Source organism: Roseburia porci (genome assembly GCF_009695765.1).
GTDB lineage: Bacteria > Bacillota > Clostridia > Lachnospirales > Lachnospiraceae > Roseburia > Roseburia porci.
Genome location: NZ_VUNI01000018.1, coordinates 49,406 through 65,705 on the forward strand (window position 1 = coordinate 49,406; position 16,300 = coordinate 65,705).

Genomic DNA, 16,300 nt, shown 5'->3' on the forward strand with positions numbered 1-16,300 from the left:
ATTATGGATTACAGAAGTTACATAGAGAATGGAAATGCGGTTTTAGGTATTGAATTTGGATCTACAAGGATTAAAGCGGTTCTGATCGGGGAGAAGAATGAACCGATTGCAGTGGGAACCCATGACTGGGAAAACCAGCTGGAGAATCATATCTGGACCTACAGTCTGGATGCCATCTGGAAGGGTGTGCAGGATTGTTACCAGAATCTGCTCGCTGATGTTGAAAAGAAATATGGCTGCAGAATTACAAAGCTTGCAGCACTTGGTTTCAGTGCGATGATGCATGGATATATGGCATTTGATGAAGAAGGCTCGCTTCTGGTTCCTTTCCGCACATGGAGAAATACGATCACAGGGCAGGCTTCAAAGGAACTGACGGAGTTGTTCCAGTATCATATTCCGCAGAGATGGAGTATTGCACATCTGTATCAGGCAATGCTGAATAAGGAAGAGCATGTTTCACGGATTCATACGCTTCTGACACTGGCGGGTTACATGAACTGGCAGATGACAGGAGAGAAGACGATCGGTGTCGGAGAAGCCTCGGGAATGTTCCCGATTGATGAAAAGACCGGGGATTATGATGCAAAGATGTTAGACCGGTTTCAGGAAAAAGTGCAGGAGATGGGATATAGCTGGAAAATCACAGAACTTCTGCCAAAAGTCGCATCTGCAGGAGAAATCGCCGGTTATCTGACAGCGGAAGGAGCTGAAAAACTCGATGTCAGCGGAACACTTCAGCCTGGAATCCCGGTGGCACCGGCGGAAGGTGATGCAGGAACCGGAATGACAGCCACGAACAGTGTTGCAGTGCGTACGGGCAATGTTTCCGCGGGAACATCGGTGTTTGGAATGATCGTCCTGGAAAAGGATTTAAAAAGCGTGCACGATGAGATCGATATGGTGACAACTCCGACCGGTCATCCGGTGGCTATGGCACACTGTAATAACTGTACATCGGATCTGAATGCATGGGTTGGGATTTTTAAGGAATTTGCGGAGGCAGCCGGCGCAAAGATGGATATGGATGAGCTTTATGGAACACTTTACCGCAAAGCAATGGAAGGAGATGCAGACTGTGGAGGCCTGCTTGCCTATAATTATTTTTCAGGTGAACACATTACCGGATTTGAGGAGGGAAGACCGTTATTTGTACGGACTCCGGATAGTCATTTTACGCTTGCAAACTTTATGAGAACACATCTTTATGCATCACTTGGAGTGTTAAAGAGCGGATTGGATATCCTGCTGAAGGAGGAAGACGTCCATATCGATATGATCTACGGACATGGCGGGCTTTTCAAGACTGCCGGGGTAGGACAGAATATTCTTGCAGCAGCACTGGATACGCCGGTTGCGGTCATGGAAACTGCAGGTGAGGGCGGAGCCTGGGGAATGGCACTTTTAGCCTCTTACATGATCCACAAAAAAGAGAATCAGACTCTGGAAGAATACCTGGCGGAAGAGGTATTTACTGGGGCCAGAAAGAACGTGGTGCAGCCGGAACGGGAAGCCGTTATGGGCTTTGAAAAGTTTATGGAGCGTTACAGGGAAGGACTGGCAATTGAGCAGGCTGCTGTAAGCCATCTGAAGTAATTAGGCAATATGCCAAAAAAGTACAAAATACTGGTGAAAGATTGAAAAAAATGATACTTATGATATAATATTGATATAGTATTTTCACGGGAAAAGGAAGAAGTGGAATTTTATGGAGTTCCACTTTTTCTTCGTATAAGGGGGAATCATCAGTGGAGAAACAAAGGAAATCAGGGAAGATGAAGAAACAGGATCCGAAGAAGGAAGAACGGAAAGAGGCGCGCAGACAGAAACGCCTTGCAAAACAGACGAAAACAGCGCAGACAGCCAAAGCAGGCAAGAAGGGGACCAGAAATAAGAAGGCTGTCAGCTATGAACTTTCAAAGAAAGGACCAAAATCATTAAATGCATTGTTTGCATTGGGATTTGGAGCTATTCTCGTTGTATATATCGTTACACAGATCGCAATCAACTCTGTGCTGAATACGGCGAAAGCGGCAGCACAGGAGATGGAGGATAAATCCATGGTCGTTGTGACGGAAGCGTCCAACATCCGCATGGATATTTTGCAGGTTCAGAACATTGTGACGTCACTTACTGCGAAACAGGCAGTGCCAAAGGATGGCTATGAGAAGAGTGATGATTATGCAGAGCAGCTTAAAGCATCCATAGAACTGGTAAGTGATATTGACCATGAACATGCAAGTGGATGGAAGATTGTATCAGACAAATTCGATTCTTTTTATAAAAAAGGACAGAATATGGCAGAGCAGTCACAGAGCAAAGGTGTTGATTCTGCCGGATTTTACCTGTCATCTTTTACCGATGATGCGAACCTGATCAACCAGTGCGTAGACAAACTGGTTGGTTATGCACAGCAATCGTTTGAGGAACAGGCTGATACGATCAATAAGATCATCAGCGGATGTCAGAAGGCAAGTTATGCCAGCAGTGCAGTTATGATCATCATCATTCTGATCGTTATCCGGTATTTTACTTCTACGGTTGTAAGACCGATCCGTACTGTAACCGGACAGCTTGCGGCGCTTGAACAGAGAGATCTGACAAAGACCCCGATTCCGGTAAAAGGAAGACATGAGATCGCACGTCTTGCGGTTGCGTCGAATGAATTACAGAAATCCATGAAAGATATCATGGGAGTGCTTGGAACATCCAGTGATAATCTGAATGAAGCTTCGGATTCCATGAATGTCAAATCAGATCAGGTATGTCAGAATGTCAGTGAGATCACAGATGCGATTTCGGATATTGCGACACGAGTATCGGATCAGGCAGGAAGCATTGAAGAGACCGGACAGCAGATGGAACGTCTTGAGAATATCGCTACCAGAAATGAAGAAATCTCCAATGAACTGATGCAGACCAGCAAGCAGATTGCCGAGGCCAGCGAAGCAGGTACCGAGGTATTACAGCAGCTTTCTGCTGTTACAAAGGACGCAGAAGGATCCTTTGATAAGATTTTTGAGAGTATTGAAAGAATTAACGTCAGCACAGAGCGGATTGCAAAGGCATCGGATATGATCCAGAGTATTGCATCCCAGACGAACCTTCTTTCCCTGAATGCTTCGATTGAGGCAGCAAGGGCTGGAGAAGCCGGAAAAGGATTTGCGGTTGTTGCGGATGAGATCCGTAAACTTTCCGAAGAATCCGCAAACTGTGTACATGATATCAATGCAATGCTGAACGAACTGAAAGAATGTGTTCAGAACGCAACCGATCAGAGCGAGAACGTAAAACAGAACGTTGAGAAACAGGTTGAAGGCGTACATAATACTCAGGAGAAGTACACAGATATCACAGCAAACATTGATGGAATCAATGGACAGATCAATACATTGGGTGGTATTACACAGGATCTGACCGATATCTGTAAAGTAATTCGTGATGCAGTCGTAGAGATCAGCGAATCTGCAGAACAGAATGCAGCAGCGACAGAAGAGACAAGCGCATCCGCACAGGAAGTACTTGCTTCTATGCAGGAGATTAATCAGGAATGTCTGAATACCAAGGGACTTTCCGATGAACTGAAAGAGCAGGTTAAGCTTTATACTTTATAGGCAGCATATAACAGGTCAGGGGGGATCTTACACAGATTCCCCCTTTTATCATGATGAATAATAGACATTTGCGAAACTATCAAAATCTAAACTAAGCATGTGCTGTGAGTACAGGTAACTCGCAGGTGCTTCAGAGCGGCCGGTACTTAGACGTTGTATTTTGACGTCTTATGTACCGTTGCCAGCGATGAGCAGCGAGAGCGTGCCTGCGATTATTTGTACTCACAGCACATGCCAGAGTAAGTTTAAAATAGTTTCGCAATTACCTATTATGAATAAAAGATGAAGGAGAGGAAATATGAAACTGGTATCAGAAGAAATGTATGAACTTGGAAGCAAACGTTCCGCCATTCGTGAACTGTTTGAGTATGGAAAAAAGCGTGCAGAAGTGGTCGGAGCAGAGAATGTATATGACTTTTCACTTGGCAATCCGACCGTTCCGGCGCCGGACTGTGTAAATGAAACAATCCGTGAACTGACAGAGGAACTGAATTCCATCCAGTTGCACGGTTATACTTCTGCGCAGGGAGATCTTGAATGCAGACAGGCAACAGCGGATTATCTCAATAGAACCTATGGAACGCATTTTCATGCGGACAATTTTTATATGACAATGGGTGCTGCAGCATCACTTTCCATCTGTTTTAAAGCACTGACGACAGATCGTGATGACGAATTTATCACAATCGCTCCATTTTTCCCGGAATATCGTGTTTTTGTAGAATCCGCAGGTGCAAAGCTTGTTGTGATTCCACCGGATACCAGTAATTTCCAGATTGATTTTGATGCACTGGAAAAATCATTGACACCGCATACAAAGGGGGTTATTATCAATTCGCCGAACAACCCTTCCGGTGCAGTTTATTCAGCGGAGACGATTGCACATCTTGCAGAGATCCTCAGAAAGAAATCTGTGGAGTTTGGCACGGAAATATTTATTTTGTCGGATGAACCATATCGTGAGATCGCATATGACGGTGTTGAAGTGCCATATGTGACTGAATTTTATGACAATACACTGGTATGTTATTCTTACAGCAAATCACTCTCTCTTCCGGGAGAACGTATCGGATATGTGCTTGTTCCGGATGAAGCATACGAGAGCAAAAAGATATATGCAGCAATCTGCGGTGCAGGACGTGCACTTGGTTATGTATGTGCACCAAGTCTTTTCCAGAAGGTTGTGACAAGATGTATTGGAGCAACCGGCGACATCAGTCTTTATAAGAAAAATCGTGACATCCTTTACAAAGGACTTACCGATATTGGATATGAGTGCTATAAGCCGGATGGCGCTTTTTACATGTTTGTAAAAGCACTTGAACCGGATGCAGATGCATTCTGTGAAAAAGCAAAGGAAGAGGATCTTCTGATCGTTTCAGCAACTGGATTTGGCTGCCCGGGTTATGTCCGGATTTCCTACTGCGTTGATGAAGACATGATCAGACGCTCATTTGCAGCGTTTGAACGTCTTTACAAGAAATATAAATAATTAATTCAAGGAGAAAACTATGAAAATCACAAAAGAGACAAAGGGAACAAATGAGTTCACTTCGCCGTATGACTTTTACGGTAAGATCCCGGTCAGCAATGCAATCCTTTACGGACTTCAGCATGTGCTTGCCATGTTTGTGGGCAATCTTACACCACTTATTGTAATCTGCGGAGCATGTGGAATTGGAGCAGCTTCCGATTTTGCATCGGTTTATGTAGAACTGCTTCAGAATGCAATGATCATTGCAGGTGTTGTAACATTGATCCAGTTGTTTTCCATCGGACCTGTCGGCGGAAAGGTTCCGATCATCATGGGAACAAGCTCCGGATTTATCGGGGTATTCAGCAGTGTTGCCAATATCATGGGCGGCGGAATACTTGCATATGGCGCAATGATGGGAGCATCCATTATCGGTGGTCTTTTTGAAGGTGTGCTCGGTCTGTTCTTAAAGCCGCTGCGTAAATTCTTCCCGGCTGTTGTAACCGGTACAGTTGTACTTTCCATCGGTTTGTCACTGATCAGCGTTGGTGTGAATTCGTTTGGTGGTGGAGCTTCTGCAAAAGACTTTGGTTCTGTTGAGAACCTTCTGATCGGTCTTGCAGTACTTTGTATCATTCTTGCAATCAAACATTTTGCAAAAGGAATCGCTGGTTCCTCAGCGATCCTGATCGGTATTATCTGCGGATATATCATCTGCGGTATTATGGGTGTTGTTCTTCCGACAACCGGAATCGATGCAGATGGTGTACAGTATACCAAAGCATGGGTATTGAATTTTGACAAAGTAAGAGATGCGAGCTGGTTCGCATTCCCGACAATTCTTCCGGTGAAACCGGTATTTGATGTGCGTGCCATTATCCCGGTGCTGATCATGTTCATTGTAACCGCAGTTGAGACCGTGGGAGATATTTCCGGTGTTATGGTCGGCGGACTTGGAAGAGAAGCAACGGATGATGAATTATCCGGCGGCGTTATGTGTGATGGTCTTGGTTCTTCTCTTGCAGCGGTATTTGGCGTACTTCCAAATACTTCTTTCAGCCAGAACGTAGGTCTTGTAACCATGACAAAAGTTGTAAACCGAATGGCACTTTCCTTCGGAGCAATCTTTCTGATCCTTTGCGGTCTGTTTCCAAAGCTTGCAGCGCTGATCTCCATTATGCCACAGAGCGTGCTTGGCGGAGCTGCAGTTATGATGTTCTCTTCCATCGTCATCAGTGGTATTCAGCTGATTACGAAAGAGCCGCTGGATGGCAGAAACATTACCATCGTATCCGTAGCGCTTGGACTTGGATATGGTCTTGGTGCAAACAGCACGATTCTTGCTCACCTTCCTCAGGTATTCCAGCTGATCTGTGGTGAGTCCGGAATTGTACCTGCAGCATTTGTTGCAATTATTCTCAATATCATTCTTCCAAAGGATAAGCCTGTGGAAAAAGCAGACCAGGAATAAAGAAGAGGTGGATAAATGCTTAGATTTAAGCAGTATTACAGAGTAGAAACAATTGATGAGGCGTATGAACTGAACCAGAAAAAGGCGAATCATATCATGGCCGGGAACCTGTGGTTAAGACAGCAGAACCGCACGATTGGCGGAGTGATTGATCTTTCGGACCTTGGACTGGATCAGATTGAAGAAACAGAAGATGCATTTGTGATCGGAGCGATGGTAACCCTTCGCCAGATCGAATGCAGTGAAGCACTGGCACAATATTTAAACGGGGCAGCACGCGAAAGCGTGCGCCACATTGTCGGAGTACAGTTCCGTAATCTTGCGACCGTTGGCGGAAGCCTGTATGGAAGATATGGTTTTTCTGATGTGCTGACGTTATTTCTTGCACTTGGGGCAAAAGTGCGTCTGTATCACACTGGCGAAGTGGAACTGGCTGATTATGTGGATCAGAAACTGGACCGCGATGTTTTGGAGGCAGTAATTCTTCCGAAAAAGGTAGAGGGCTGTTCTTATCAGTGCATCCGAAACAGTGAAACCGATTTTCCGGTGCTTACCTGTTGTATGGCAAAAGTGAATGGTGTATATCAGGGAACGATCGGTGCAAGACCGGGACGGGCAGTTTTATTCCGGGATGAAACCGGTCTTTTAAAAGATGGAATTAACGAGGAATCTGTGGCTGCATTTGCAGATTATGTCAGAACACATGTGGTAACCGGAAGCAATTACCGTGCAGGAGCCGAATACCGCCGGAAAATGTCTGGTGTCCTGACAAAACGTGCCCTTATGGCAATTAAGGAAGGAGGTCTGAACTGATGGAGATTACATTTCAGCTGAACGGGAAAAAAATAACGCGCAGTATCGAAAGCGATACCATTCTTTTGGACCTTCTGAGAGAATTAAAATGCTACAGCGTAAAACGTGGCTGTGAGACATCTAACTGTGGTCTGTGCACGGTTTTTGTGAACGAGAAACCAATACTGTCCTGCAGCACGATCGCTGCAAGAGTGAACGGTGCCGAGGTTGTTACCTTAGAGGGACTTCAGGATGAGGCAAAGGCGTTTGGTGCATATGTGGCAGACGAAGGTGCCGAACAGTGTGGATTCTGTAATCCGGGATTTATGATGAATGCAATCGCAATGTTCCGTGAAAATCCAGATCCGACAGACGATGAGATCCGCGAGTATCTTTCGGGCAATCTTTGTCGCTGTTCCGGATATGAAGGGCAGCTGAGGGGCATCAAAGCCTACCTCGCATACAAAAAGGGGGAGGTGCAGAATCATGTTACACAGTGATGACCGTGAATACAAAGTAGTAACCAAGCGTATCCGCAAGAAAGATGCCATGCAGCTTGTGACTGGACAGCCGGTCTATGTGGATGATATTACACCATCTGACTGCCTTGTTGTAAAGCTTTTAAGAAGCCCGTATGCAAGTGCACTGATCAGAAATATCGATACAAGTAAAGCATATCTTGTGCCAGGAGTTGAGGCCGTCTATACGTATAAAGATGTTCCGAACCAGCGTTTTACGGTGGCAGGGCAGACTTTTCCGGAGCCGAGTGCCTATGACAGACTGATATTGGATCAGAGACTTCGTGCGATTGGAGATCCAGTGGCAATTATCGCCGCAGAGACACTGGAAGCTGCGGAAAAAGCGATGAAGCTGATCAAAGTCGAATATGAAGTACTTGAGCCGGTTCTGGATCCGCATAAGGCAAAAGACAATCCGATTCTTGTCCATCCGGAAGAAAACTGGAAAGCACTTTGTCCGGTAGGCGCGGACAATAAACGGAATCTTGTAGCTCATAGCGAAGACTCCCATGGCGATGTGGAGGCAGAGTTTGCAAAATGCGATGAGATCGTGGAAGGCACCTATCATTGTAAGGCGAACAATCAGGCAATGATGGAGACATTCCGCACATATTGTGAGATCGACACCTACGGAAGACTGCACGTGATCAGTTCCACACAGATTGTTTTCCATTGCAGAAGAATCCTTTCCAATGCACTTGGCATTCCGAAATCCAAGATCCGCATTACCAAGCCACGTATTGGTGGTGGATTTGGCGCAAAACAGAGTGTTGTTTCTGAAATCTATCCGGCATTTGTAACATGGATGACCAAGAAACCTTCCAAGATCATCTATACAAGAGAGGAAAGCCAGATCGTGGCTTCTCCACGTCATGAGATGGAAGTTACGGTAAAAGTCGGAGCGGATAAAGAGGGACATATCCGTGCAATCGACCTGTATACATTATCAAACAGTGGTGCATATTCCGAGCATGGACCGACAACGGTCGGACTTTCCGGTCACAAATCCATTCCGCTGTATTCCAATAATCTGAAAGCACACCGTTTTACCTGTGACGTTGTATACACAAACGTTCAGGCGGCCGGTGCATTTCGCGGATATGGAGCACCACAGGGAATCTTTGCACTCGAATCGGCAGTCAGTGAGCTGGCAGACCGGCTTCATATGGACCCGGTGGCGATCCGTGAACTCAACATGGTAAGAGAAGGAAATATCATGGATGCTTACTATGGTGAGACATGCCTTTCCTGCAGCCTTGACCGGTGCATGGAAAAAGCAAAAGAGATGATCGGATGGGACGAAAAATACCCATATCGTGACATCGGGAATCACAAAGTCCGTGCCGTAGGTATGTCGATCGCAATGCAGGGATCTGGAATTTCCGGAGTTGATGTGGGAAGCGCCACGGTAAAGCTGACCGAGGACGGGCAGTATTCACTGGTGATCGGTGCAGCTGATATGGGAACGGGATGCGACACGATCCTTGCCCAGATGGTGGCAGAGTGCATGGACTGTTCGATAGATGATGTAACTGTGTACAGCGCAGATACGGATTTTTCACCGTATGATTCCGGTTCTTATGCATCCAGTACGACGTATGTCACCGGAATGGCAGTAGAAAAGGCATGCGCAAAGCTTCAGAAGCATATCTGCAGAATCGGAGCAGAAATGCTCTCGCTTGCAGAGGATGAGGTAGAATTTACCTCTGCTGGAGTAACTGCCACGGCAGATCCAGATAAAAAGGTATCACTTCTTGATATTGCAACCAAGTCAATGTGCGGAAACTGTGAGACGATCCAGGTTACGGAATCCCATTCTTCACCGACTTCCCCGCCACCATATATGGTAGGTATGTGTGAGGTCGAGCTCGACCGGGAGACGGGAGAGATCAAGCTGATCGACTATGTCGGTGTTGTGGACTGTGGCACAGTAATCAATGAGAATCTTGCCCGTGTCCAGACAGAAGGCGGACTGGCACAGGGAATTGGTATGGCATTGTATGAAAATGTCACATATACAGATAAGGGTGCGATTTCCGAGAATTCACTTATGAATTACAAGATTCCATCCCGTCTGGACATTGGAAATATCCGCGTGGCATTTGAGAGCAGTTATGAACCAAGTGGTCCGTTTGGCGCGAAATCCATCGGAGAGCTGGTTATTGATACCCCGTGTCCGACCATTGCAGATGCAATTTATAATGCAACCGGCGTATTTATCAAAGAAGTGCCATTTACACCGGAGAAAATCTTAGAGGCATTTGAACAACATGCGAAATAGAATTATTTATCTGGCAGCAGGAAACAGTGTGCGGTTTGGGGAGAACAAACTCCTCTTCCCGATCGCTGGAAAGCCCATGTATCAATATGGGCTTTTCCTGCTGTTTTCTATATTAGAGAAAAAAGAAGAATATGAACTTATCGTTGCGACGCAGTATCCGCAGATCTATGAAGAAGTTTCACAATTAAAATTGCAGCGGGAGAAAATTGCAGACCGGGTATATCCGCTTCTCACGAAACAAAGTCGTCTTGGCATGTCGTACACGATCCGCGAAGCAATCGAGTACGGATGGACGATTCCTGAAAAGACAGATTTTTCAAATTGTATATATGGAAATGAGCGTAAGATATGGCAGGAAGGCCCTAATTATGATACATTTATGGTAGCAGATCAGCCATATATGACAGAGGTAAGTCTTCTGGGATTTATGGAAGGAATGACAAACTCCGGTAAGATGGTCGGTTGTGTGACCGAGAAGGATCAGTATGGGAATCCGGTCATGTTTCGTTCCAGTCTGGAAGAAGAATTGTTACAGCTGGAAGGCGATCAGGGCGGAAAAAGGATCTTTCGGAAGCACTTAGACAGCAGTTATACTTATCCGGTAGAGAATGAGTGTCAGGATATCGACAGATTGAGCAGCCTGAAATGATCAGGAGAAGATGTGTCCGCAGGCCGGACAGTTCATGGAAGAAAGCAGGGGAAGATATGGAAAGTTCAGACAAAGAAATAATGGACAGGATTGCAGAGCAGGAAAAGCCAGAACAGGAAAGACCAGAACAGGAAAAACCAAAGCAGGAAGTAATAAACGAAAGTCTGCAGCTGCAGAAAGCCGTCTGGGTCAGGGACGAGATCGAGCGAAGACGAAAAGAAGAAGATGCACTTTTGGATCAGATTTTTGCAGAGCAGAAAGCATTACATGAACTCAACGAGAATGTAGATGAGAACATGAAACATGCCAGTGAAGGACGGCGCTACCGCGAAGAGATGAAAGAGCGGCTCAACAGGCAGGTCTATGCAATGCATGATCTGAGTGAAGACAAGATGGAAGGCATGAGAGAATATTCGAATGCTTATCACAAGGGATTTGCACTTGCGATGTTTCTGCTGTCGCTGGTACTTTGTGTATTCTGTGGCTATCTGAATGGGATTGCGTCACAGATCACACTTGCAATGCTCTTTTTTACGGCATTGCAGGGGGCTGTACTTATCCAGGAGACCAGATGTTTTCTGGTGTGGAAGTGGATCTGCCGGCTTGCACAGATGCTGACATTTCCTGGAATGCTTGTACTTTTCATTGGAAATGAACTGGGGTATTCCTATTATGAACGGGCACTAAAATACAGTCTTGCAGGCGCTTTTGCGTTTCTGGCTCTGACTATGGCTGCGTATTTTCTGTATGATCCGTATCGCACTGCAAGAGACCGGATACGGGATGCAAAAAGCACGATCCGCAATGTGGAGCGAATCGCCCGTAAACAGGTGAAAAAGAACCAGAAAACCCGCATAAAAGAAGAGAACCGTACACAGAAGCAGCAGGATAAAGAGGAAAGCAGAGCCGAAAAGCTTCGGCAAAAGGAAGCCGACAGAGCAGAGAGACTCCGCCAGAAAGAGGAAAACCGGGCTGAGAAGCTGCGCCAGAAAGAAGAGAAAAGAGCTGAAAACCTTCGCCAGAAGGAAGAAGACGCAGAGCAGAGACAAGAGAGATCAGACCAGAAAAAAGAAGAATTTTTAAGCAGATTCCGGAAAGTAAAAGCTTCTGACGATATTCCGGAACCGGCAGACTTCGAGAGTCTTCCGGAGGACGACACAAAATCTGCGGTATAATATAACTTTATTGGTTTAAAGTAAAAAAGTGCTTGCCTTTTCTACGTAAAACGAATATGATGATTAATAAAGAAAACATATCGTTTATGGAGGAAAAGACATGGAAAGTAGAATTTCAGGAACAACAGGACTTTTAGCATTGATCGGATCACCGGTCGGACATTCCGGATCACCGGCAATGTATAATTACAGCTTTCAGAAGCTGGGACTGGATTATGCTTACGTGGCTTTTGATGTAAAAGAGGACAAGGTGAAAGATGCAATCCAGGCAATGAAGACTTTTCATATGCGTGGCTGCAATGTTACGATGCCGGACAAGGTAGAGGTCGTAAAATACATGGATGAGCTTTCACCGGCAGCACAGATCATCGGAGCAGTAAATACGATTGTCAATGACGACGGAAAGCTGACCGGTCACATGACAGACGGAGAGGGATTTGTAAAGAACTTAAAGGCACATGGAATTGATGTAAAAGGCAAGAAGGTTACGGTTGCCGGAGGCGGCGGAGCTGCGACAGCAATCCAGGTACAGTGCGCATTAGACGGAGCAAAAGCAATCAGTATTTTTAACCGTAAGGATGCATTCTTTGAGCGTACACTGCAGACTGCAGAGAAGATCAAAAAGGCTTGCCCGGACTGTGATGTCAATGTATACGATATCGATGATATTGCAAAAATGACCGAGGAGATCAAGTCCAGTGATATTTTTGCAAACGCAACAATCGTTGGAATGAAGCCATTAGATGATCAGAGCGTTGTAAAAGACACCAGTGCATTCCGCCCGGGACTTGTTGTTGCGGATGCAGTATACAATCCGACAGAGACAAAGCTGCTTCGCGAGGCAAAAGAAGCAGGATGCACCTGTGTCGGCGGAAAAGGTATGCTTTTGTGGCAGGGAGTTGCAGCGTTTAAACTCTACACAGGACAGGATATGCCGGTAGAAGAAGTACGTGAGAAGTTCTTTGCAGAATAAAGATCTGTTACACCGGAATATACATAAAACTCCGGAAAGCCTTGAATGATAAGGCTTTCCGGAGTTTTTTATCTGGATATAAGGAGGGAAAGTTGTTCACGGTCCGGTTAGGATTATTGGGATTTGAAGGGTGTGGACCGATATTGTTTTATAAAAAATTGTGGCGGGCAAGAACACTTAAGATATTGCGTCCTTCTTCTGTACCCTCAATGATTCTTCTGGCGCGTTTGCTGTCACCGATATTTACGATCTCTACGTTTGTATCGGCAAATGCATCCTCAAGTTCTGAGAGAACCGGGGTATTAGCTCTCATACCGAGGCAGATAAATCCATAATCAAATGGAACATCTTCGATGTTTCCTTCCGGAGTTTTTACGATGAATTTATCATTGGTAACTTCCTGAAGTGCAGTGTTTGTCATCTGACGGACATTGTACTTTTTCATTTTCGCAGTTGTATCGCATTTGGTTACCGGATCAAGTCCGTTACCAATCATAGGAAGCATTTCGACCATAGTAACTTCCGCTCCCTTAGGAGTAAAGAATTCCATAACATCAAGACCAACGGCACCGCCACCGATGATGGCAACTTTTTTGCCTTCGAGATTGTCCGGATAATCGTTGATACGGTCAATCATCTTAAGAACGGTTGCAACATTGCTGTCATCCTGATCCACATAGTCATGAAGTCCTTTGATTGGTGGAAGGGTAGGAACGGAACCGGTTGCATTTACGATGATGTCCGGATTGAGGTTCTTAACCAGATCCACGGTTGCGGATGTATTGGTAAAAATGAATAAATTGTGCAGTTTCGAAGCACGGTGTTTTAAATATTCCGGGAAGTCGGCAAGACGTTTTTTATCCGGAATTTTCGAGATCACGGATGCAAGACCGCCAAGCTCCGGTTTTTTCTCAATCAGAAATGTTGTGCAGCCAACTTCTGCAGCTGTGCAGGCTGCTTCCAGTCCGGCTGTACCACCGCCGATTACGACTACGTTACATGGTTTGTTGATCTTGTGTTTCATGTAATCTTCGCCACTGTTGATTGCAGGGTTCACGGTACAACGCATTGGCTGGTTTAAGCCGATACGGTGTCCGGCGCAGCCGATATTGCAGGAAATACATTTGCGGAGGTCACATTCATTGCCGAATTCAACCTTATTTACCCATTCTGGCTCTGCAATCAGACCACGGCCCATTCCGATCAGGTCTGCATCGCCACGCGCAAGAATGTCTTCTGCAACTTTTGGATCACGGATATTGCCGACCGTCATACATGGCTTATTGTATTTCTCTTTAACGGCTTTTGCCATGTAAGAACGCCATCCGTCTGGAAGGTAATTGGCATCGATCTGATACTGGATGGAACCATTCAGACCACAGGAAACGTCAAATACATCGACTTCTTTTTCAAAGTACTGCAGATATTCGAGCGTATCGTCCAGAGTGTTACCGCCTTCTACCATTTCATCGGCACTGATGCGGACAAAAATCGGATAGAACGGTCCAACCTGTCTGCGGACTTCTTCGATGACTAATCTGGCAAATCTTGCACGGTTTTCCGGAGAACCACCGAACTCGTCGGTTCTCTTATTCATAGTCGGAGATAAGAACTGGCTGATCAGGTAGGAATGACCAGCATGGATCTCAACAGCGTCAAATCCGCAGATTTGTGCGCGTTTTGCAGCTTCTCCGTATTTTTTCACGATTTCATAGATTTCTTCTTTTTCCAGAGGTCTTGGGATCTCTCCGCCTGCTTTGGAAGGAACGTCAGAAGCAGATACCGGCTGCATTCCGATTCTGGAAGACATTGCGGAAGTTCCTGCGTGGTTTAACTGGATTGCAATGCATGCGCCATGCTTGTGGACGTTTTCGCAGAGCTTGTAAAGTCTTGGAATGTAGTTATCCAGGTCGATACGAAGCTGTGTGGTTCCGTTTGATCCCTGTGGAGATGAAACGCTCGCGTTTTCCACGATCAGAAGACCAGTACCACCTTTGGCTCTCTGCTCATAGTAATTGATGTGTAAGAAGCTCATTTCACCATTCTGCTCACCAAAGTTTGTACCCATTGGAGTCATAACGATGCGGTTTTTCATTGTCATGCGACGGATTGTCATTGGCTCAAAAATATGCTGATATTTGTTTCTCATTTTTTTCTCCTCTTATAAAATAAAGTGTTTATAAGGTTATTGATAACGGGCGTGTTATTAATTTAACAATACAATCGCAGAGGGAAAAAATCCAATTGATTTTCGAAAGCAAAATGATAGAAAATCTCTATTGATCAGTTGTACAGTTTTCGATAATGAACCGGATCAGGTGTTTTAAAGCAGGAAGCTGATACTGGCTCCGCACGTATCCCATATATACGGTGTGGGAAAATGTCTCCTCCGGAATCAGATGCCGGATCACGATGTCGTCTCTGTGGATCGCTTCAACATCAGCAACGAGGGCAATGCCGAATCCTTCTGCGACAAGTGATGCGATTCCGTTTTCGTCCGGTGATTCACAGATAAATTCCGGGTGGATGTCATGGGAGAGAAAGAAATTCTTCGTATATTTACCAAGACCCGAAGTGTGATCGTAGCTGAGCACGGGATACAGTCCAAACAGAGCCGACGTAATCTTTTCGTCCGGAGCATCGCAAAGCTCATGATTTGCTGGGAGGATTACAACCATCTCCTGCTTCAGAATCGGTACAAATTCGATTTCCGGTGCATTCTCTGCCTTTGAACCAAAGATCAGATCGTAGCTGCCGCGTTTTAAGCCATCAACATTTCCGGCAGTATTTCCCTGGTGAAAATTGAAAATAACATGCCGGTTTCCATCTTCATGTAAAAAAGAACGGATCATTTTTGGAATAAACGTACGTGCAAGAGGCGCAACATACGCGATATCAATCCGTCCGCTGTTCGTTGCGAGCTGATGCATTTTCAGTTCTGTGCGGTTTACTTCATCAAGAATCCGGGTTACGTGTTCCAGAAAAACAGCACCTGCCTTGGTGAGCTGCACATTTCTGCCCTTCTTTTCAAAAAGGATCAGACCGAGCTCATCCTCCAGAGTGGAGATGGAGCGGCTCAGCGTTGGTTCGGATACGTTTGCTTTTTCGGCGGCCTGGTTGAAGTGCTCCAGGGTTGCCGCATGATAAAAATACTGAAGCTGATTCAGTGTCATTTTGGGCTCCTCCTTTTTACTTTAAGTCTTAATTAGGTGTTTGCGAAACGCCAAAAACCGCATAAATACGGCATTTTTTGTTGTTAAAATAAAATATCTCCTCAAGGTTTATGGTAAAATAGAGTTGCGAAAAAATATCAACCAATCCACCTAAAGGAGATATACCTACATGATAACACA

At 45.4% G+C, this 16,300-nt stretch carries 12 protein-coding genes; 10 read left to right on the forward strand and 2 right to left on the reverse strand.

Going from position 1 to position 16,300, the window contains the following annotated elements:
- Nucleotides 1–3 precede the first annotated feature (3 nt).
- The 10 genes from FYJ75_RS10455 (at nt 4) to aroE (ending at nt 12,947) form a co-directional block, all read left to right on the forward strand.
- Entirely contained in the window at nt 4–1,596 is a 1,593-nt protein-coding gene (locus FYJ75_RS10455) for a xylulokinase (protein ID WP_154430399.1), read from the forward strand.
- Nucleotides 1,597–1,775: 179 nt separating this feature from the next.
- On the forward strand, nt 1,776–3,614 hold the full coding sequence (locus tag FYJ75_RS10460; RefSeq protein ID WP_154430400.1) for a methyl-accepting chemotaxis protein: 1,839 nt from the start codon (nt 1,776–1,778) through the stop codon (nt 3,612–3,614).
- A 298-nt stretch (nt 3,615–3,912) separates the two neighbouring features.
- The gene (locus FYJ75_RS10465) at nt 3,913–5,106 is read left to right on the forward strand and encodes a pyridoxal phosphate-dependent aminotransferase (protein ID WP_331467524.1); all 1,194 of its coding nucleotides are present in this window, start codon (nt 3,913–3,915) and stop codon (nt 5,104–5,106) included.
- Nucleotides 5,107–5,125: 19 nt separating this feature from the next.
- Complete coding sequence (locus FYJ75_RS10470) at nt 5,126–6,559, forward strand: uracil-xanthine permease family protein (RefSeq protein ID WP_154430401.1); 1,434 nt, start codon at nt 5,126–5,128, stop codon at nt 6,557–6,559.
- 15 nt (nt 6,560–6,574) lie between these two features.
- Nucleotides 6,575–7,372 (forward strand): FAD binding domain-containing protein, encoded by a 798-nt coding sequence (locus tag FYJ75_RS10475; RefSeq protein WP_154430402.1) that lies wholly within the window; start codon nt 6,575–6,577, stop codon nt 7,370–7,372.
- Nucleotides 7,372–7,851, forward strand: a complete 480-nt coding sequence (locus FYJ75_RS10480; RefSeq protein ID WP_154430403.1) for a (2Fe-2S)-binding protein — start codon at nt 7,372–7,374, stop codon at nt 7,849–7,851. The genes FYJ75_RS10475 and FYJ75_RS10480 overlap by 1 nt, the downstream gene beginning before the upstream one ends.
- A complete protein-coding gene (locus FYJ75_RS10485) occupies nt 7,838–10,150 on the forward strand; it encodes a xanthine dehydrogenase family protein molybdopterin-binding subunit (protein ID WP_154430404.1) in 2,313 nt (770 codons plus the stop codon). Before FYJ75_RS10480 ends, FYJ75_RS10485 begins: the two co-directional genes overlap by 14 nt.
- Nucleotides 10,140–10,799, forward strand: coding sequence for an NTP transferase domain-containing protein (locus FYJ75_RS10490; protein WP_154430405.1), 660 nt, complete (start codon nt 10,140–10,142; stop codon nt 10,797–10,799). The genes FYJ75_RS10485 and FYJ75_RS10490 overlap by 11 nt, the downstream gene beginning before the upstream one ends.
- Before the next feature lie 56 nt (nt 10,800–10,855).
- Nucleotides 10,856–11,974, forward strand: coding sequence for a hypothetical protein (locus FYJ75_RS10495; protein ID WP_154430406.1), 1,119 nt, complete (start codon nt 10,856–10,858; stop codon nt 11,972–11,974).
- Nucleotides 11,975–12,074: 100 nt separating this feature from the next.
- The gene (gene aroE / locus FYJ75_RS10500; protein WP_154430407.1) at nt 12,075–12,947 is read left to right on the forward strand and encodes a shikimate dehydrogenase; all 873 of its coding nucleotides are present in this window, start codon (nt 12,075–12,077) and stop codon (nt 12,945–12,947) included.
- A 148-nt stretch (nt 12,948–13,095) separates the two neighbouring features.
- On the opposite strand, the gene FYJ75_RS10505 is transcribed toward aroE, so the two are convergent.
- Both FYJ75_RS10505 and FYJ75_RS10510 read right to left on the reverse strand, forming a co-directional pair.
- Nucleotides 13,096–15,096, reverse strand: coding sequence for an NAD(P)/FAD-dependent oxidoreductase (locus FYJ75_RS10505; RefSeq protein WP_154430408.1), 2,001 nt, complete (start codon nt 15,094–15,096; stop codon nt 13,096–13,098).
- A 127-nt stretch (nt 15,097–15,223) separates the two neighbouring features.
- Entirely contained in the window at nt 15,224–16,120 is an 897-nt protein-coding gene (locus tag FYJ75_RS10510; protein ID WP_154430409.1) for a LysR family transcriptional regulator, read from the reverse strand.
- Nucleotides 16,121–16,300 lie beyond the last annotated feature (180 nt).